Source organism: Spirosoma gilvum (assembly GCF_054776815.1).
Genome location: NZ_BAAHBH010000006.1, coordinates 181,931 through 202,257 on the forward strand (window position 1 = coordinate 181,931; position 20,327 = coordinate 202,257).

The 20,327-nt window shown below is 51.0% G+C and carries 9 protein-coding genes; all 9 read right to left on the minus strand.

Features of this window, described 5'->3' with window-relative positions; all coding sequences use genetic code 11:
- The 9 genes from ACYVFD_RS17265 to ACYVFD_RS17305 all read right to left on the minus strand — a co-directional run bounded on the left by ACYVFD_RS17265 (position 1) and on the right by ACYVFD_RS17305 (position 20,325).
- Complete coding sequence (locus ACYVFD_RS17265; RefSeq protein ID WP_461091539.1) at positions 1-2,121, minus strand: fibronectin type III domain-containing protein; 2,121 nt, start codon at positions 2,119-2,121, stop codon at positions 1-3.
- The gene (locus tag ACYVFD_RS17270; RefSeq protein WP_461091541.1) at positions 2,118-8,882 is read right to left on the minus strand and encodes a hypothetical protein; all 6,765 of its coding nucleotides are present in this window, start codon (positions 8,880-8,882) and stop codon (positions 2,118-2,120) included. The genes ACYVFD_RS17265 and ACYVFD_RS17270 overlap by 4 nt, the downstream gene beginning before the upstream one ends.
- 91 nt (positions 8,883-8,973) lie before the next feature.
- Positions 8,974-10,668: a hypothetical protein gene (locus ACYVFD_RS17275; RefSeq protein ID WP_461091544.1), complete on the minus strand. Its 1,695-nt coding sequence runs from the start codon at positions 10,666-10,668 to the stop codon at positions 8,974-8,976.
- A gap of 272 nt (positions 10,669-10,940) precedes the next feature.
- Complete coding sequence (locus ACYVFD_RS17280) at positions 10,941-13,118, minus strand: prolyl oligopeptidase family serine peptidase (RefSeq protein ID WP_461091545.1); 2,178 nt, start codon at positions 13,116-13,118, stop codon at positions 10,941-10,943.
- A gap of 139 nt (positions 13,119-13,257) precedes the next feature.
- Positions 13,258-13,884 carry a response regulator gene (locus ACYVFD_RS17285; protein WP_461091547.1) on the minus strand — a complete coding sequence of 209 codons (627 nt, stop codon included), beginning with the start codon at positions 13,882-13,884 and terminating at the stop codon, positions 13,258-13,260.
- Between the two features lie 4 nt (positions 13,885-13,888).
- Entirely contained in the window at positions 13,889-14,365 is a 477-nt protein-coding gene (locus tag ACYVFD_RS17290) for a DUF6252 domain-containing protein (RefSeq protein ID WP_461091550.1), read from the minus strand.
- A gap of 113 nt (positions 14,366-14,478) precedes the next feature.
- Positions 14,479-16,407 (minus strand): tetratricopeptide repeat-containing sensor histidine kinase, encoded by a 1,929-nt coding sequence (locus ACYVFD_RS17295; RefSeq protein WP_461091551.1) that lies wholly within the window; start codon positions 16,405-16,407, stop codon positions 14,479-14,481.
- A 32-nt stretch (positions 16,408-16,439) separates the two neighbouring features.
- Entirely contained in the window at positions 16,440-18,392 is a 1,953-nt protein-coding gene (locus ACYVFD_RS17300) for a tetratricopeptide repeat-containing sensor histidine kinase (RefSeq protein ID WP_461091552.1), read from the minus strand.
- Positions 18,393-18,396: 4 nt separating this feature from the next.
- Complete coding sequence (locus ACYVFD_RS17305; RefSeq protein WP_461091554.1) at positions 18,397-20,325, minus strand: tetratricopeptide repeat-containing sensor histidine kinase; 1,929 nt, start codon at positions 20,323-20,325, stop codon at positions 18,397-18,399.
- Positions 20,326-20,327 lie beyond the last annotated feature (2 nt).

Below are 20,327 nucleotides of genomic sequence, written 5' to 3' on the forward strand. Positions count from 1 at the left end.
CTAGTTGATGTCAATTTTGACGCGATTGGAGAGACCCGATTCACGACCATCCTGATAGATTACTTTGACCGCGTATTCATATTTACCTTTCTGAATCGCCTTGTCCGTAAAGGTTTGCTCGCGATTGACGGCGTTGTAGGTACGAAGAGGGGATGGCATACTGGCCCGATAGATAACAAACCGGCATAGGTCATTCGGGTATTTCCAGCTAAGTATCACCTGTTTGCCATCAGCCGATAACCGGGTGGTCAGGTTGGTGACTGGCTGAGCGGATAAGGTCAATGTTTTTAGATCCAGCACCGGAGATACATCGGAGCGTAACCCTGCGGAATCGACCGACATAAGGGCATATGTATAGGCGGTATTCGACTTTACAAGCTTATCGGCATAGGTAGTGTGAGCAGGTGATAATCTGGCCACTTCGTGCCAGCGCTCGGTAGGTGCTCCACGTCGCAACAATAACTGCTCGCGGACATCGGTGCTGCTGCTGCGTGCCCAGACCAGGTTCATGGCTGTATCGCTGGCAACGTAACGCGTAAAAATAGGGGGTTCTGGTCGTACCCGATCGGGCCGGGTCAGAATCAGTATGTCGGACGGTTGGCTGGGGTTGTGATTTTTATCGTAAGCAATAACCCTGTAACACAGCCGCCTGCTTAGCGTATTGAGTTCGGTCTGGTCGTTGAACAGGCTGAGTGCCAGATACCCACTAGTTCGGGCCGTGAAGATATGTGCGGGATCATTAGCCATAACGACCGCGTAGCCCAGCAAGTCCGTTTCAGGATTTGGGTCCCATACGATTCGAACGAAGCCTGTTGTATCGATATAGCCCTGAAGATTCTTCGGTTTAGCGGGGCCTTTGGTATCGTTGAAGGTGCAGTAGATGGGCAACGACGGATTCTCATTCCCCGATGTATCAACGGCAATGACCTGATAAAAAGCGGGTTGATACGGAATCGCGGTACTGTCGGTAAATGTTCGTTTATTAGCGGCCAGTGGTTTCCGGGTCAGTGATACAAAGGGACCATCTATACTGGCGGCCTTGCTGATCTGGTAGCCTCTCAGGTCGCCCGGCGGTTTCAGATGCGTCCAGTTTATCCGTACGCGACTTCCTCCCAGATGGGAAACGTCGATCTTCTCAACGCGGGAGGGTGGGGTCTGATCGACACTGCGTACCGTCAGTACGGGCGATGGCAGGCTCTGTTCACCGAAGGGCGTGATGCCAATAACGCGGTACTGGTAAGGCTGATAGTTGCGGGCCGTTGAGTCGGTATAGGCATATACCAGATTCAACTCTTTCGTTGGGGGCTGAATCCAGGGGCGTCGGGTAAGTCGGCGGAATGTGCGTCCACCATCCGTACTCCGTTCGACCAGAAAGGCAGTATAGGCCATGTCGGTAATTTTTCGATCCCAGGTAACTCGCACCTGCCGATCACCCGATTCGCCCCGAAGTTCGATAAACGGTGTTCTCGGTTCAGGAGCCTCATTACGGACCATCGTTTTTCCCAGGTCAACGGGCATTTTCTGATCAGTCACTAAAGGCAGGAGCGCATATATATAGGTTGTCCCTTTCTTCACATCCTTATCCATAAAACCTAGCCCCAACCCTTGGGCATGGCGGGCATTGACGTCGGCTTCCAGCAGGACCAGGGCTAGTTCATACTGATTCTGTTCATGCTGACGAAGGGCTTTATTCAGGGTTATTTCGCCCGTGGAGTTTCTCAGATCCCGTTTGCCATACAGGAGTTGTACGCAGGCGCCTGCCAGCGTATCGCGGGGACCGCACCGCTGTTTCCACTGGTCGATGGTCCAGGGACGAATGGCCTTCTGATAATCCAGCACCAGTTTCCCCTCGGTATTGATGCTCCGACGGGTGAGTAGGTAGCCACCACCCCGTACATTGGCCGCTCGCCAGAGGGTAGCGTTGTCCGGTGCCCAGCGCACAAACACCGAGTCGCCATAGCCTTTTGCCAGTACCATGGTGCGGTAGCGGGTCGTATCAGGAATAGCCAGATTGGCCAGGGTCGACGATGTAGGTCCTGGTGAAGCGGGTGCGGTACGGTTTTTCCGTTGCGCCAGCGCGGGCGTAAGGGTAAGCAGGAGAAGAAAAGCAATACGTATCATTTGATGTAGATGATTCCAGACCGTTTGGTTTTACTCATATTCTTATAAGCCACTTTCGACGGGCACTTGTGTTCGGCGTCGTACAGGATATCACTAATCCCGGCTGAATTTCCAATGCTCAGTTCTGCCATTTTAAGGGGTGAGAAGGCCCATACATCGAACTGCCCAAGCGAGCCATGCTGCGATGCGAGTGCCTTGTATTTTCCCTCTTTCACCTCTTTCAGGGCTTTGGTGGTTGCATCGTTCCAAAAGACATTGCTGATGGCATCATAGGCAGCCAGGTAGGCGAAATAACTTTTTATAGTAGCCGTCACATAAAAACTGTGGGTTGCAAACGTGTTTTTCTGCGGGGGGGGCGTCGTGCCATTGACCGCATTGCTATAGCCCTGATCGCCTGACATCTGCTGATAGCTCGTATTCGTAAACGGCGTGGACACATTGGCGTAGTTCTGCGCGTCGCCGATGATCTTGTCGATAGCCTGGTCAAGTTCTATGATGGGGAGCTTGGTATCCAGCTTCGCCAGTGCAGGTTTGCAATTTTTGGCGAAGTTGTCTTTCCAGAGCTGGCTCAGGTTATATTCATCGGCTACCACTAACGCCGTACCGAGTATGGCAACATCCAGCAGAAAGCCCTTCACCTGGAAGTCTTCCCGATTAATGTTCAGGTACTGGTCCACGAAGGGCACCAACCGTTGGAGATACATATCCTGAAAGGGCAGCGCCGACAGGCAGACACCATACCGTTGTTTTCCATTTTTATGAATGGATGCCGCCGTACCCGAGGCTACTTTGACCTCCTCCCCGGTTATTTGATCGGTTTTGTAATATCCTTCCGACGCATACAGCGCCCCATCAACCTCCCATGATTGAATGGGCTTTTCGGGTAGATCGAATTGCGCAGTCACCCAGGCCATTTGCCGTTCCAGCAGTTCAACATCGGCGTCAACACTGGCGTCGATATTGTCGCCAAACATGTCGGAAAGAGCCCCTGAAACCGGGCCAGACACCTGCTCAACTGCACTGCTGATCAAGCCGCCACCCGACGATTGTTTTTGCTGCTGTTTCTTGGCCCGGTCGAGGGCGTAGCTGGCCGGGTACATGAGTCGGATCGTCGGTTTCATGTAGGTGTCAAACCAGGGATTGATCGTCGTATTGGCCCGGAAATTCACCAGCGGAGGCAGGTATTTGGTGTAGCCAAGATCGGCTACCTGTAACTCATACTGTTCAAAATTCTCCAGCGAATTGCTCATGGGGGTTGTAAACACAGCATCGGGGAGTGATAGGCCCAGTACCTTCGTTGTGTTTTTTTGATCGGCAATGTTGAATCCACTGGCCTGGATTTTCTCAGCCAGCGTATTGAATCGGCTCGTCTGGAAATAGTAGCTGTAGAGTACCTGTTCCAGTTGTTTACCAATCTCGTAGTCCTGTTGAGCTTTACTGGTTTTTACCAGCTTGTCGCTCTTTTTCGACTTGTCAGGGTCGTACAGCACTAAGCCGCCGTCATCGACCAGAGATAGTTTATTCCCATATTGAGTCGCTATTTGATCGGCCTTGTTGTTCACGCTCGTAGCCAATGAACCAGCCCCGGTGCCAGGGGCATAGCTGCCTACTGCGCCAGCGGAGGCCGTATATTGTTTTCCGGCACCTGGTGTACTGCCCGACGGATTGTTGCCCTTGTTGTTCATGCCTGCGGGCAAGGGTGCCTGCTGGCTGCTAAGGCCGGAGCCTGGCGCGGATAGTTTCGGGCCGGAATGGGCCACTTGGCTGACAGATGTATATAAGTTGCCTGCGGAGGCCTGCTGTTTGGCTTTTTTCTTCAGTTCGGCCAGTACCGCTTCCTGTTTGTCGATGTAAGCCTGGGTTGGGATTCTGACCAGTTCGAATTTATAGAGCTGGCTGTTGACCAGGCCGGCTGGCATAGTGTATTTTACATGTAGTCCATCGTAGGTTGGGTCGGCAAACAGGGCTTTTTTGTCGTCGAACACGCCATCGAAGCCTGGACTGATGCGGACTTTCAGGGAGAAGTCTTCGTTGCTGGTCAGTCCTTCAATGCAACACGATTTGGCTAAGAATTCTACAAAGCCTGTGTTCACTTCACCTTTCATGAAGTATCGCTGCCCTTCGAACGGATACGAATACGCGACGGTTTTATCGTTGCCTTCGCGAGTCATGGTCGGATTGCATTTGCCCGTGTGGAATTTGGCAACCGCCGTGGTGTCGATAAGCTGTCCTTTGTAATAGAACGGATGGAATTTGCCATCAGCCTGCCGACGGGTAGCGACCAGTCCCAGGGTCAGGGTATGGTCGATTTCAGGCGCCATAGCCGCGTTTCGATAGAAGGTTGCTGTTGTGTTGGTTTCACCATCTTCATTCTTTCCGTACCGTAGTCGGCCACTGTTATCGCCAACACAGGCGGCATATTTGGGGGATATACTGCCAACCGGCTGGGCAACAAATTGCTGACCCGGAATGTAGGCCACCCGGAAGGTGATGGTGGCTCGGTAATTCCCGTTTATATCGACTGAATCCACATCGATATTGGTTTCAATGGGGTAGTTGAACTCCGCGTAGAAGGGAGAGATTATGTTCAGCTCTTTCTCGCCATTGGGTTGCAGGCTGGATATAAGCGGTTGGGCAAATGGGTTTACAGGAGGTGGATCAGGAATACAGATCTTATCCGTATTGTATTCGACATGCGCACTGCACGTTCCTTTTACGAGACCCCGTAAGGCCCGATACCGAATGGCCACACTACCCTGTAGCCAAACCGGATTGACCATGCCCCCTTGGAGTAGGGCGGCCGCATCGCCCCCGGCTACTTCGACTTTCCCACTAAAGAACCATAGGTCTACACTCAGACCCAGGCTGAACCCTAAGCCTGCATACACCTGCCCGACCGCATACCAGCCGTTAAAGCCCGGCGGATTGTAGCCTTTACAGGCCTGTACTTCCTGTAGGACAAAGTCGTACCCTGCGCCGAGGTAAAACGAGAAATAAAAGGGACCAAAATCAACTTCAACCTGGTCGTTCGGCTTACCAATGTGAAATCCTGCACCAAACGCTACGCCTTTGCCTCCTCCTTTGAACGGGTTCGGTTTGTAGTTGAGCCGACTAATCAGCTCCGGTGAAACGATGTCAGTAGACATGGGGGGAGGGAGTGTCCCGAATACGTCCTGTGGAATGTAGGTTCCCATCAGGAAATACGAATCCAGCCCGATAAGCTCTTTATTATTCAGCATTAAGCTCAGGTCGATCCGTTGCCCGTTCGGGTTGCCAAAAGCCAGATAAAAGTTGAAGTTTTTGGGTTCGAAATAGATGTTAGCTTCCGCCGTAGCAGCCACTGATATGCCTTCACTTAAGCCCTGTTTAGCGGTCAGACTGGCCGTACCCGAAATAATGCCGTTGTCAATATCGACCTTCAGCAGAGCGTGGCCCGACGCCAATGGACTTTCATAATTAGGTGGTGAACCATTGTGTAGCACATAGGCAGCCGCATCGATCGTCACCTTCGGATCAGCGCCAAACTGGAAGGTTAAGGTACCATCCATGTTCAGCATGTTCGTACCCACGGTTCCGATGATGACCCCGATCTGAATACCTAGTTCGACTTTACTACTGGGGCTGTACGAAACGTTGGTGCCAGCAATCTTCTGGTCGATACCCCGGTACAGGCCACCCCGGAAGGCTTTCATGGCTAATCCTGTTGTTCCGAGCGGAATGCCCGTTGGCCCCATTGGCACCACACCACTGACGTAGTAGTATTTAAACCCTTTATCGCCAACCGTTCGGCCGAAGCGGGCCTGTACACCTACTGACCCCGCCAGACCCACATCAAGCAGGGCGTGGCCGAAGAATCCATTACCCCAGGTGGGATCGTCGTGCATGAAGCCAATCGTAGCCGATACGCTGGCCGGGCCGATGGTACCTGATGCCGAGAGCGAGTCGATAAAGTAGTCGTTGTAGCCCCAGTTCTCCCAGGAGGGGCCTACCGTAAAGCGTACCCGTGCCGTGGCCGAGGCTGAAAAATTGGCCGATTCAGTCAGGTTTACATTCCCCGTAAAGGCCAGGTCTTTGGCAATGGCAGGCGCCGACACCTTGGCGCCAGGGGCTTCCTGAACCGCGAATTGAGTCAGTGTAAGCGGGAAGCCATCATCGCCGGGGGCACCGATGTACCGCTGTGGTGAATTGAAGGAAATGTTCTTCATGGCGAAATACGGGGCTTCCGTCATGACCCCTAAACCAGTGAACTCGGCGGCAGTAACTTTCGCGATACTCAGGTCAAGGCTTAGCTTGCCGTTGAAAATGGCGGAGGCCGAAAAGCTGCCTGTTACATACGCCAGATTAATGTGGGAGTCGCTGTTGAGCTGCAAATCAGCTCGCCACACATCGACGTACATGTTATCGGTCGGCTGCACGTTGAACGTAATGTCTGTGCTATTGGGGTTATTCACAATAGCCGCCGTGTATGATAGGGTGGAAGCGGTGCCGTCGTCTTTTTTGAAAAGCGGCAGCCCAATACCTCCGCGCATGCTGGCTTCCTGAAATTCGCTCTTCTTGAAGGTCCCCGAAATTTCGTCGATGGAAATACCCCAGCTTTTCAATTGACCGTCGCCAAGGGTTAATACGTTCTGTAAAAAGATCTTCCCACTGAAACTGTTTTGTGAGTCATAGATAAGGCTTTTGACTCCGCCCGTTAAGGGTTGGCCTTTTTTATTGAGCTTAGCGAAGGGACCACTCAGTTTGAGCTGGACCAGCGGGAAGTAGATACCCTGCCACAGGTTGCCCATGTCGGTATAGCCATCGACAAAACCATCGGGATTTTTTGTATCGCTATGGTCATAGAAGCCTTTGTTGACTTTGCCATCGGCGTCGGTCATCGAAAACACATAGTCTTTCAGGCTCCCCACATAAAAATCGTCGAACGTTAGCTCAGCATTCCAGTCGTCAAAATCGGGGGTATTTATATCTGACGACGCCAGCATCTCCAGGTCAGCACCGTCGGCAGCCCGATGAAGACCCGGTGGTTTCAGGCCAGCGCGAATCCCCATTTTCTTGAAGCCTTCCACATCGAAGTACACGTAGGTGTATTTGGCCGCCAGGTCTTCGGCTTTCATCATTGGTAACACAGGGCCGCCCTTGAGCGACAGGAATTTCGACAGTTCCATATCCTGGCCCAGATAGAGCATACCTTCACCACAAAACGGTTTATCGGCACTCATGCACAGGTTGTAGCCACTGAGTGGTATGCCGCTGAAACCGCCTGGCTTGCTATTCAGGACGATCCAGGTATTGGCCTGGTAATAAGCCTGCTCGGGGGTAAAGGTGACGTCGGTAATGGCAATGTTGGTCGTGATAGGACCAAAGGATTTGTCAATACCGAACGGAACATCAAAGCCGACACTGTTGGCCGAATTTTTCAGCGACGATACCAGCATGTCTTTGTTGTCGGACAAAGTCTTGCTGATGTTGCCAATCTGATCGCTCGTCAGCGTTGGTGGTGTGTAATCGGGTTTGTCCCAGTTGGGTTTCAGGGATGGGTCCGCTTTATCGCTGTAGCGCGCCCGTACTACACCACCGATCACCTGTCCGGCAGCATTGCACTGAACATTGTATAAATGCACCCGTAATCGGGCGTACTGACTGTTAACGAGCGGTAGCGGAATCATCCCGTCACCATTGAGCAATCCACCCTCCGATTCTTTCACGTTATCCAGAAAACTCAACTGAAAATTAGCGATGGTGGCCGACCGGCTTTTCAAAACACCGCTGTTATCGACCGTTTTGTCGCCCAGCTCAATCTTGCAGGAGCAGTTGATCGGAAGCTCCCCCGATTTAACTACGTATTTCTTGTCTTTTGTCGAGTCCGTTGAAGCTATAGGCAGAATTGGTAGCTTCGGTACAGGATCACCTCCATACGTAAAGGCGCAAACGGGCGATTTGCCCTCGTTCTGGAAATGCAGCTTGCCGGAGCGGTCGATGGCCTGCACTCGCCAGGCATATCGTTTTCCTACGACTAACGGTGGCTGCGTAGGGCCGTAGAGAAAGGTACTGGTGCGTAGGTTTCGCACTTCCACTCCCGATTTGGGTAAGATAATGGCATCGATGAAGACGTTTGGGTCAACGTTCTCCTGAGGCAGTTCAACAACGCGAAGGGTATATTCAACCGAAGCGGGCGATACGCCTACCGGTGGCGTCCAGGTGAAGACGATGGTTTGTGGTATGGTTGCTGGGATGTTACTATCGCACAGGGGCGAAATCAGGATAGGGGGCTCCACCGAACGAACGACAATCGGAGCGGAACAGCCTAATGGGAACTCGGGTGATAACGCTTGCCCAAACGCTGTTGCGGCTGTACTGGTAGCGGTTTCGTTATAGGCACGAATACAGAGTTGGTAGGTGCCGTCGGGGAGGGGAAGGCCACGCGCCAGCAGGTTTTTGTCGATACCCGTTACCTCTACCTGATTCAGATCGAACAACCCTTCGAGGTCATTTCGGGTGAGTAAGGTCTGGCCGGGAGGAATCGTTACCGGGCGGGGAGGGCGGTAGTTGGGAGAAGTCTTGATCTCAATCCCGTTGTCGCCGGTAAGCTGACCCGTCAGCCGAATCTGGTACGTACTTCGGCTGGTATTGATGATAAACACCCGCACCTGCTGACCTGCTCCGGGATAATCCTGAAGGTAAGCACTGTAGGGCGGCATCACACTCACCTGAACCTGCAACGGGAAGGTTTGGGCATAGGCGAGGTGAACAAAAAGGAACATAAACACCGAGAGAATAGAGGCTTTCACAGAGGACACGAAGATGCTCTGTGTCCTCTGTGCGTTCTCTGTTTTCTCGGTGTTAAAACAAGAATTAAAATGAGATTCCATAGCCAAGGTTGCCTCTGAGTTCATTGAAAGTTTGTTCCTGAATGCCTGTGTTTGAGTTCAGGTAATTGAGTGATATGCTGACAGACTGTCGTTTGGCGATCTGGTAGCTGCCGTTTAGCGAAGCGGTTAGCACCTTACCTGTTATACCCGACTGCTGATTGACCAGATAGCTGGCGTTGAAGGAAGTCGTCAGCTTTTTCTCCAGAAACGACTGGGTAGCGCCCAGCGTAGGGCCGAAGAAGCGAACGGTGCGATTGGTATCGCCGACGGCTATGGGTAACTGCGTTTGCGTGTAGGAAAGCATCCCGTTGAAGCCCCAGCCGGTGGTGGTTTGCTGGTAGAAATAGCCCAAGTTCAGGTTAATGTTGTTGTTTTCGGTCTGGTTGGCTGTGTTGGCGTTCAGATCGCTCAGTTTCTGGTAGGTGGTCGTCAAGGTAAAGACCTGCGCGACATCTTCGGTTTGCAGGGTGTACCGTGTATTGACCGTTGCCGACAGGTTGTTCTGCGCCAGTCGGAGGGTATCGATTACCGGACGAAGCCCAGCCTGCTGGCTGATGCCATAATTGGAAAGCTGTACATCGACACCGAAAGCCGTTGCGGGGTTGTACGAAACGATCAGCGAGCCAATGCTGCGACCAGTACGGGCAGCCTTGTTGCTGGCCAGATTGTCGTACTGGACCCCGTAACTGCCCGACAACCGGAGTTTCCCTTCCAGCAGCGACAGGCTGGGGGCGATGGCATAACTCTCGATGTCGCTCTGGAAATAATACGCCCCCATCGTCTGGAAGTTAGGATCGATGCGCTTGTATTGTAACTTGATGCCCGCCGTTTTGCCCTGATAGCCGATCGCAGCCTGGGTAGCCTGAGTCAGTTGGGTCGACAGACGGGGGGTAAAGAGTTTTCCGAAAAAGCGGGTAACCGCATTACTCCCTTCGGCTGAGACCAGAGTGCTCCGAACATCGCGGGTGTAGGCACTAACGGCTCCATCGAGCTCGACCGTGATGTGTTTCAGAATCAGCAGGCGGGTGGTCAGGCCAACGACCAGATTTTCGGCGGGGGTAACGGTTTGAGAGACCGATTGGGGAGGGGATAGGATAGAAGCGGAATCGTCTTTAGCCCGCAGCATGATCAGATCGACGTAATTGCCGGGCTTACCGTAGCCAACCTTTAACGCATAACCGGTACGCTGGTAGGCCGGAATAATGTCGGGTTCGGCCAGGTTGGTCGAAATGGCTTTGTTGAACCGTCCATAGACGGCTCCCAGCCGCAGCTTGCCCGGATTCAGTTCGACACCACCGCCCAGAAACGTATGACCAGCCAGCGTAAACGGTGAGAAACTTACATTTCGGTAACCCGCATGAACGGTCGCCCATTTATACGTAGGCGATACGCCAAACTGATTGAAGGGCTGCCGGAAACTACTCCCCTGGTTGCCCAGTACAGCCGAGAACGGCAGCGAGATACCACCGGGCAACGCAACGGTTACCGAGCCACTCAATCCGAAAGGGGAAGTTTGGTTGCGGGCGGCAATGCCACTGGCCGTATACAATCCCGCGTAGGCATTCAATCCCCCCGATACTTTTATAGGTAGGGATTTCTTCGTAGGCTCACTGGTTTGTGCCAATGCGGCCCTACTCAGCCAGAACCCAAAAAGGAGAAGAAGTAAAGTTGGACGCATGAGCTGACGAGGTGGTCAAGAACTTGTGTCAAAACTACTTTCGCCTGCTGCGTCAATCAATCGGATAAATGTATGATAGGGATAATACGCTATGAATAGTTCTCTTTGTATTCTGCTGATAAATAGACAGTTGGCTTTTTATCTTGCGCTTTGCTGAACCATTTAATGCGTATTTTTACGCATATCTGAATGGGCTGAGGGGATAAACAAGCAGCCCGATCTGAAGACCGGGCTGCTGGATGGATAGAAAATTAATACGCTTTGTGAATTCGTTACTTCTTCACTAATGCCTTGGCCGGTTGAAAATCGGGGTGACCCGCTTGCCAGAGTGCGAACGCATACATGTTGGCGAAATTGCGGAAGGTTACAGCTTTGTCTTCTGTGAAATGGCCGTTGTCATAATTGACTTGCAGCACAACGGGTTTGCCGGATGTACTGGCGTTTTGTAGCGCAGCGGCAAACTTACCCGGCTGCCAGGCAATCACGCGTGGATCGTTCATACCGCCAATGCACATCACCGCCGGATATCTGGTCCCTTCTTTCACATGGTTGAAGGCATCCATTTCGTAGAGCGCCATGCATTGAATGGAGTCTTTAACGGTGCCGAACTCGGGTGCATTGACGGGGCCATTGGGTGATTCTTCCATACGGAGTGCATTGGAGCAGCTTACGTTGCTGATGGCAGCGGCAAACAGATCAGGTCGCTCGGTGATGGCCCGGCCAATCAGAATGCCCCCTGCCGACGTGCCTTCACCAATGAGATGTTGCGGACTTGTGTACTTATGCTTAACGAGGTATTCGCCACTCGAAATGAAATCCTTCCAGGTGTTGGGCTTGGTTGTCTGAAAACCTGCCCGATACCATTTCTGCCCCTTTTCGGAACCCCCACGTGGATGGGTTTCGGCGAGAATGACTCCCTGATTCAGCAGGGCCAGGTTCCGCCTGCTAAAATAAGGCGTGGCCGATATACCGTAGGCACCATAGCCGGTCATAAAACACACCGCGCTACCATCGCGCTTAAGTCCTTTCCTATAGACCAGCGAGAGCGGTATCATCACCCCATCATGCCCTGGAATTTCGAGTTCTTCAACCACCAGATCAGATACGCCAGGGTAGCTGGGCTGCACATCGAAGGTACTGACCGCTATTTTCCGGGTGAATGGGTCAAAGTCGTAGGCAGTGCCAGGGTTATTCCAGGATGTTATGTAGGCTAAAACCTCATTGCTACCTGGAGCATCGTAGGGTTCAATACCAGTAGTGCCTGTGCCGGGGATGGGTACATCGGCCCATTGTTTCGTGCTGGGATTATACTGCCGGATTTTCTCATTGATGCCATCACTCAACGTGACGAACAGAAAATCTTTTGTCGCTATGATCCGGGTAATATTCCGTTGGCTTTCAGGCAGTAGTACGGTCGCCTTCGCCGGGTTTGGATTGCTCGCATCCGTTTCCAGAATTTGCCCATTAGGTGCATTTTTGACACTCAGCAGATACAGTCGATTGCCAATCTTATAAAAATCGTTGATGCTGTCGGAGGGGGTAGCTACACGTTTCCAGGCAATAGTCGATTGCATAAGATCGGCTGGAGCTGCCATCCAGGCATCAAGCCGCCGATCAACCGACGACAGGATACCGTACACCTGTGTATAATCGCCCGAAAAATACATAATCGGGTATTGGTCGGGCCGAATGCCCATATCAGGGTTTTTAGCACGTGACCATAATTCAGGGTCGCTGCCGGGGCTAGTGCCTAGTTTATGTAATCGGGCTTTGGTATCGAGGTTGCCTTTAGGGTCTTTGGGATCGTTCGAATTTTGAGGAGTATACAGAAAGCCACTGTTGTCGGGCAACCAGTCGATGCCACCGCCAAAAACAGCGGTGATGCTTTCGGGGCGGAAGGTTTTGGTGGCTACGTCCATGGTTCGTAAGGTCGATAGTTCGGCACCGCCTTCCTGCAGGCCAATGACCAGAAGCTTTCCGTCTGGGCTAGGGGTAAAGGCACTCATGGCGTAGGTTTTGCCCAGATTCGATGCGGCTGGATCGAAGAGCAAATTTTCGGGCCCGGTTTTTCCTTCGCGGCAGTATAGCTTACCGACGTTTTCGTTAGGAAGGGTTTTACGATAGAAATAGATGTTTCCTCGTTTCCTGATTTCACCGTATCGGATGGGAAGTCGTTTATCGTAATCCACAAAGGTCTGGATGAGCTTGTCTCGACCGGGAATCTGAGCTAGCATGTCGTTGGTATAATCGCCCTGGGCCTTAAACCAGTTCTTGACGTCGGGACTGTTCATATCTTCGAGCCAGCGATAGTTATCAATGATTTTTTTACCAAAATACGTGTCTGTGACGGGTCTTTTGGGCGTAGCTGGTAGACTCGTATTAATGGATACCTGCGCCTGTATGGTCAGACTGATAAACAGGGCTGCTATCGTGTATAAAAAGGTCTTCATAGTGAATAATTGGTTAGAGGCCAGTTAGTTATGTATGTAATAAACATAGTCTGGTTAGCTGCAACTACTACCATAGTACCCGCCATTTTGAGTGAACGGCAATTCATAGGGTCGACAGCAGCTAGTTCTACGCTGGTGTTTATTTAAAAAGCCCCGTTTTCAGGGCTTTGGCTACGGCTTCGGATTTGGAGTTGACGTGGAGCTTTTCGTAAATGTTCACAATATGCGTGCGAACGGTACCCATGCTGATGTTGCAATGATGGGCAATGAGTTTATAGCTGTCGCCCTCTACCAGTCGCTGAAGTACCTCTTTCTCCTTATCGGTAAGCAGAAATTCGGTTGCTTTGGGTTGCTGAAAGGCTTCCAAAACTTTAAGGGCGATCGACGGTGTCATAGCAGCCCCACCACTCATGGTGTCGCGAATGGCGTCCATGATTTTGTCGGCAGGGGTTTTCTTAAGCAGGTATCCAACGGCTCCGGCGGAGATGGCCGCAAAAATCCGTTCGACATCTTCAAAGACGGTGAGCATCAGAATTTTAGGTCGGGTGGTTTGCTCACGGATCAGTTTTACGGCTTCTATTCCCGTGCGGCCCGGCATATCGATGTCCATCAGAATGACGTCGGGTTGGGTGCTCTTGACGACCTCCGGGGCCTGAAGCGCATTGGGGTATTGGCCCGTTACGATCAGGTCGTCGGTAGCGTCGAATATTAAAGCGAGGGTTTCCCGCAGTGAATCGTTATCATCGAAAATAGAAACTCGAATCATATAGTTAAATAGGCTCTACAGGTACTTTAAAGGTACCATTGGTAAGTACAACTTCTTTTTTTTGCTGGAGATTGTAGGTCCTCATAGAAAAGGTACCTTCGATTGTGGCCCCATCAAATTTTGTTACAGTAACCGTACCGGTTCGTCCTTCTTTATTGGAATAGGTCGTATTGGTTTTCACATCTACATAACTTCCCGTACTGCCCGTTTTGCTAATATCAACCAGTGTAATCGTACCGGGGCCGGTTAGTTTTTCGAGCGTAAAACCCATCATGTGCACACTATTATAACCAACCAGTGTTAGGTCTTTAGTCGTTTTGTTATACGTCGATGTGGCTTGTTCAGAGGTAAACGATTGGCCGTCTACGGAGGCAGTTACCACGCCTTTGCTGGCTGGTGTAACACTATCATCTTCCTTCTTACTACAAGCTAGTGAACTGACAACCAGGGCAAGCATCCAGACTAATTTGTGCGTTTTCATACGATAAGCTTGTGCATTGACAAGTAATCCGGACAGGTTCCTTAGCCGCCGTTACTTACTCAACAAAAGTAGTTCGTCTGTTTATGCTGGGAAATCGGATAAATGTATGATTCTCACGGGTTCATAATCAGTTGTAAACGGGTGCCCTGCCCTGGTGTTGAGTGTACGGCTAATGTGCCACCCATAGCCAGAGCCCGCTGTTTCATACTACTTTGTCCCGTTCGCTGACTGGCTTTAGCCGCGTCAAATCCTCGTCCATTATCTTCAATCAGTACCCTAAGCTGATCGTTCTGAAGCTCAAATCGTAAGGTCGCCTGGGTTGCCTGTGAGTATTTAACCAGATTATTAATCGCTTCTTTACCAATCAGATACAGGTTCCGACGTACATCCATCGATACGGGATAATCGTCCAGTGAGGAGTCGACCGAGAAGTGAAAAATGATTCCTTTGGATTCCATCAGGGGCTGGGCGTATTCCTGTAGGCGCAACGCGATCCGGTGTAAGGAGTCATTGCCGGGGTTGATGGTCCAGATGATTTCATCGATGGCTTCCAGAATCTGGCGGGCGTCGCCGTAGATTTTCTGCACCATTTTCTGAGCCGACTCAGGTTGGTTCTGGCTCAGCAACGTATCGGTATGGCCGCTGAGCATGGAGATGCTGGACAGGGTACTGCCCACCTCGTCATGCAGGTCATGGGCAATCTGTTTGCGGAGTTTGTGGGCATCTTCCAGCCGGCGCAGTTTGGCCCGGTTGAGTAGCCAGGCACTGACAGCTCCACTGAGCAATAACAACAGAGCTGCTCCAATGAGCAAGGCATTGGTACGGAATCGAGTACGCTCGGCCTCCTGCTGATTAAACCTGGCTTGCTGCTGAAGCAGTTTTATACGGGCTTCTTTTTTTTCAGTCTCGTACTTGGCCACCATGCGTTGTACTTCGGTACTGGTGCGGACCGTAGTTGAGGAGTCCATTCGCTGGTTTCGTTCGAGCTGGAAGACGTAAGCCTGCTGGAAATCTTTCATGCCACCGTATAGGTCGGCCAGCCCCTGGGTATAATTTGCAATACCTTCTTTATCCTCTCGTTCGTTGGCCAGCCTCAGGGCTTTTTTCATGTAGTATTCAGCCTGCTTATAATCTTTCAACTCTTCATAGAACCGGCCCATCATGAAGTAGCCTGGAGCAATTGCTTCTTTATTCCCCTGCTCAATGGCCATCGCCAATGACTTTTCCAGATAAGGCTTGGCTTCCTGAAAGCGTTTGTCTTTCCGTAGCGCTAAGCCAATATTGCCCAGAATGTCTGATCGAAGCAGTTCATAGTCGGTGCCAGGGATAAAGCTAAGCGCTGTTTTGTAATGGCTTATAGCCTTCTTCTCCTGATTCAAATCATCGTAACAGCGACCAATATTGTGCTCGGTGACGGCCATTCCGAACAGGTTATTATCGGTTTTCTTTATCGCCAGGGCTTGTTGGTAATACCCAATGGCTTCGCTCGGTTTGAGCATCCGCTTAAGCGCGTTGCCGATATTTTCATAGCTGGATGGGAGTGGTTTCTGGTGATATTGTTTCTGAAGTTGCAGGGATTGAAGTTCAGTTTCTACCACCTTATCGGGCTGCCCTAATTTATTATAGGCTATGGCTATATTCGATAAACATTGCGCTATTGCCCGGGGAGAGAGTTTGTACTGTTCCGCTATTTTTAATGCTTTCTGGAAAAACCCTAGTGCTTCCTTTGGTCGGTCAGTTAGGTAGCAGGTAGTGCCCATGATGTTATAAGTACGATTTAAACCCCGCCCGTAGTCGAGTTGGAAGGATACCTTTTCGGCAATCTGCAACAACGAATCGGCACGTAGGTAAGCTGCTTTCTTGGTATCTAATTCGAATGCCAGACTACAGGCTGCCTGGATATAATTGGTATCAACAGGAGGGTGGGCCTTCACATAGATTTCCAGCGAATCCAGTGATTTAGGAATCTGAGCGTTTAAAACACCACGACACAGCATTGTCAACTGAAACGCAATCAGCAGGAAATAGGAAGGATGTTTCATGGTGTTTGGTATGGGTTTAGATTGGCTATTGATCAGGTAATTGACGTAGTTACCACTAAGCGAGTCCCCTGTTCAGGAACGGATTGTACGTTCAGCGATCCGCCTATGGCTTCAGCGCGTTGTTTCATGCTGGTCTGTCCATTACGGCTACTGCTTTCATCCTGCACAAACCCTAGACCATTGTCCTCAACAACAACCTGTAGTTGCTTGTCTTTCAGCTCAAAACGGACCTTAGCCTGACTCGCCTGTGAATACTTTACTAAGTTATTAATGGCCTCTTTACCAATTAAATATAGATTCCGGCGGACTTCCATGGATACCGGGAGTTGATCCAGCGAAGGGTCTACGACAAAGGTGAACTGAATCTGTTTGGATTCCATTAGGGGATGGGCGTATTCCTTCAAGCGCAATGCAATCCGCTGCAACGAGTCATTACCGGGGTTGATGGTCCAGATGATTTCGTCGATGGATTCGAGAATCTGACGGGCGTCGGTATAAATTTTCTGCACCATTTTCTGGGCCGACTCGGGGCGGTTCTGGCTCAGCAACGTATCCGTATGCCCACTGAGCATGGAAATACTGGACAGCGTGCTGCCCACTTCATCGTGCAGGTCGTGGGCAATCTGTTTTCGTAAGGCCTGGGCTTCTTCCAGCCGCTTGAGTTTGGAGCGATTGAGCAACCAGGCACTCACCGATGCCCCCAACAACAGCAGGAGGAGGCCACCAGACAACAGTGTATTTCGCTGAAATCGCTGGCGGGCTAGCTCTTCCTCCCGAAGTTGAGCCTGTTGGCGAAGGAGTTTGATTTGTGCTTCTTTTTTCTCGGTCTCGTAGCTAGCCACCAATCGTTGTACTTCGGCACTGGTTCGAATAGTGGTGGTGGAATCGATCTTCTGATTGCGTTCGAGCTGGTAGACGTAAGCCTGCTGAAAATCTTTCTGTCCGCCGTATAAATCGGCTAAGCCTTGCGTATAGATGGCAATCTTCGTTTTGTCGTCCAGTTCATTGGCTAGGGAAAGTGCCTGTTTCATGTATCGCTCGGCCAGCTTATAGTCTTTCAGCTCTTCATACACTTGCCCCAGATTGAAATAATCCGTAGCCATAGCCGATTGATTTTCCTGCTTTCTGGAAATCGCCAGTGCCTGTTCAATGGCCTGTTTGGCCTCATCAAACCGTTTTAGTTTGCGTAGAGCTAGTCCTGTGTTGACTAAAATGTCAGCCTGTAATAATTCGGACCCTGCCTGCTGAGCGTGCTTACGGGCTGATTTATAAAAGGTCAGTGCTTTTGTTTCCTGTTCCAGATCATCATAGCATTTGCCAATGTTTTGCTCGCAGATGGCCACACCATACGCGTTTTCCTGGCTTTGGTTTAGTACAAGGGCCTGTCGGAAATAGCCGATGGCATCGCGGATTCGCTTCATATCTTTCAGCGCTAAGCCAATCCCATTGTAGGTGTCTTCGTTTCTAGGTTGTAGGTTGTACTGCTCCTGTATGCGTAGCGAACGCAGATAAACGTCAATCGACTTTTCGTATTGACGAGCATTCCGATAGGCCGTTCCCAGATTGGTCATGGCTCGGGCTATTGTACGAGTATCAAGCTTATAGGTCTCGGCGATGGAGAGCGCTTTTCGAAGCGATTCAAGGGTTTGTTGTGGCCGGTTCGACAGGTAATAATTGGAGCCCATATTGGTATTCGCCCGGTAAATACCTCGTCCGAAGTTTAGCCGGATGGCTAGTTTTTCAGCAACGCGCAGAATGGAATCAGCTCGGTTATAATCGGCTTTTTTGCGGGTCGTCAGATTACCCAATTCATTTAAGGCGATCACATAGTTTGTATCGGTTTGTGTATGGGTTTGAAGGTAGGTTTCCAGTGAATCCAGTGATTTGGGGATTTGCGCCAGAGCGGAGCCATTACCAGCCAATAGCAGGATCAAAATCGCTGTTAGAAAAAAGAACAAACGCTTAAGAGGGCTTGAAGAAGGCATTCGTTTAGCTGAGTGAGGTTGTTACTACCAGGCTAGTCCCTTTTTTAGGGGCTGAATATACGGCCAGCGTTCCGCCCATGGCCTGCACCCGTTGCCGCATACTGTTTTGTCCGGTTCGACTGCCGGTCTGAGTCGTGTCAAAACCCTGGCCATTGTCTTCGATCAGAACCTGCAATTGGTTGGTTTTGTATTCGAAGCGAACGGTAGCTTCAGTTGCCTGCGAATACTTGACCAGGTTGTTGATGGCTTCTTTTCCAATCAGATACAGACTTCGGCGGACCTCCATAGAAATCGGTAAGCCCTCCAATGCTGGATCAATCTGAAACAAGAACCGGATTTGTTTGGATTCCATCAGGGGCTGGGCGTATTCCTGCAGGCGTAGAGCAATCCGATGTAACGTATCATTACCGGGGTTGATGGTCCAGATAATCTCATCGATGGCTTCGAGGATCTGGCGGGCGTCGGTATAAATTTTCTGGACCATTTTCTGGGCTGACTCGGGGCGATTCTGGCTCAGCAGCGTATCGGTATGACCACTGAGCATGGAAATACTGGACAGCGTGCTGCCCACTTCATCGTGCAGGTCGTGAGCAATCTGTTTACGGAGTCTCTGGGCGTCTTCCAGCCGGCGAAGTTTGGAGCGGTTCAACAACCAGGCCGAGGCTGTTCCGGCCAGTAATAAGATGAGTAAACTGCCAAGGATCAGGGCATTGTTTTGCAGACGTATCCGTTCCGCTTCTTTATCATGCAGTTGAGCCTGCTGACGGAGTAGTTTAATCTGGGCTTCTTTCTTCTCGGTCTGGTACTGAGCCAGCAATCGGTGAACAGCCACTTCGACACGCACATCTGCGGCCGAATCGATCAGGCGATTTTTCTCCACCTGAAATGCATACGCCTGTTGGTAGTTCTGCTGTTTCGCGTAAAAGTCAGTGAGGGCCTGACGGACCTCCTGGGCATCGGCGTGTTTGTTGTCGCTTTCGGCTGTCGTCAGCGCTTCTTTGTAGTACGCTTCTGCCTTTTTCGTATCCTTAAGCGATTCATACAGCCGACCGAGAGTCATGGAAGCCGAAACGATAGACTCTTTATTTTGTTGCTCTTTCGAAATTCGGAGCGCCTTTAGGGCAAGCGGCAGGCCATCGGCCGGGCGTTTCGACTGATTCATCATGCGGGCAATGTTGGTTAGAACATCCGTTTGCAGGAGCTCAAATCCTATTTTCTCCGCCAGCTTTAGGGCTATCTGATAGTGGTTGAGGGCCAGAGCTGGTTTGGCCAGATCATCATAGCTATTGCCTAATTCGTTTTCGGCAACGGCTTCATTCCTAGGGTTGTCACTCGCTTTGGCAATCACCAGCGCCCGCTGGAAATAGGGGAGAGCTTCCCGGAACTTCCCCATATTTTTTAGCGCATCGCCCACACTCGACCAGGCATTCGACCGGGGAATAAGCCCATATTGCTCCTGAAATCGAATGGCTTTCAGCGAGTTCTCCATCACTTTTGGCCACTGTTCCAGTTTACCATAGGCTATCGAAACATTGGCCATCATGTCGTAGACATCCTGCTTTGGGGCGTTATGGGTTTGGGCCACGTCGACGGCCTTCTGAAAATTGGTCAGGGCGTTGGCTGGCTGATTTGTCAATAAATAGCGTGTCGCCCGTAAGTTATAAACCGCAATCATACCCGTCCACCAGCCAATCTGGCGACACAGTACCTCTGATCGCTGACTCAATGAGTCGGCTCGTTCGTAAGCCGCTTTTTCGTAGATCAGCTTGCGAGTTGTCCGGTTGAGGGCGCGTGCATAAACCGAGTCGCGGGCGGTATAGGTTTTCAGGAACACTTCCAGTGAATCCAGCGAATTGGGAATTTGTGCGGTCGTGGTAAAGCTATTCAGCAAGCAGAGGCAACTGACGATAGCAGAAAGGAGGAAGGGCTTCATGG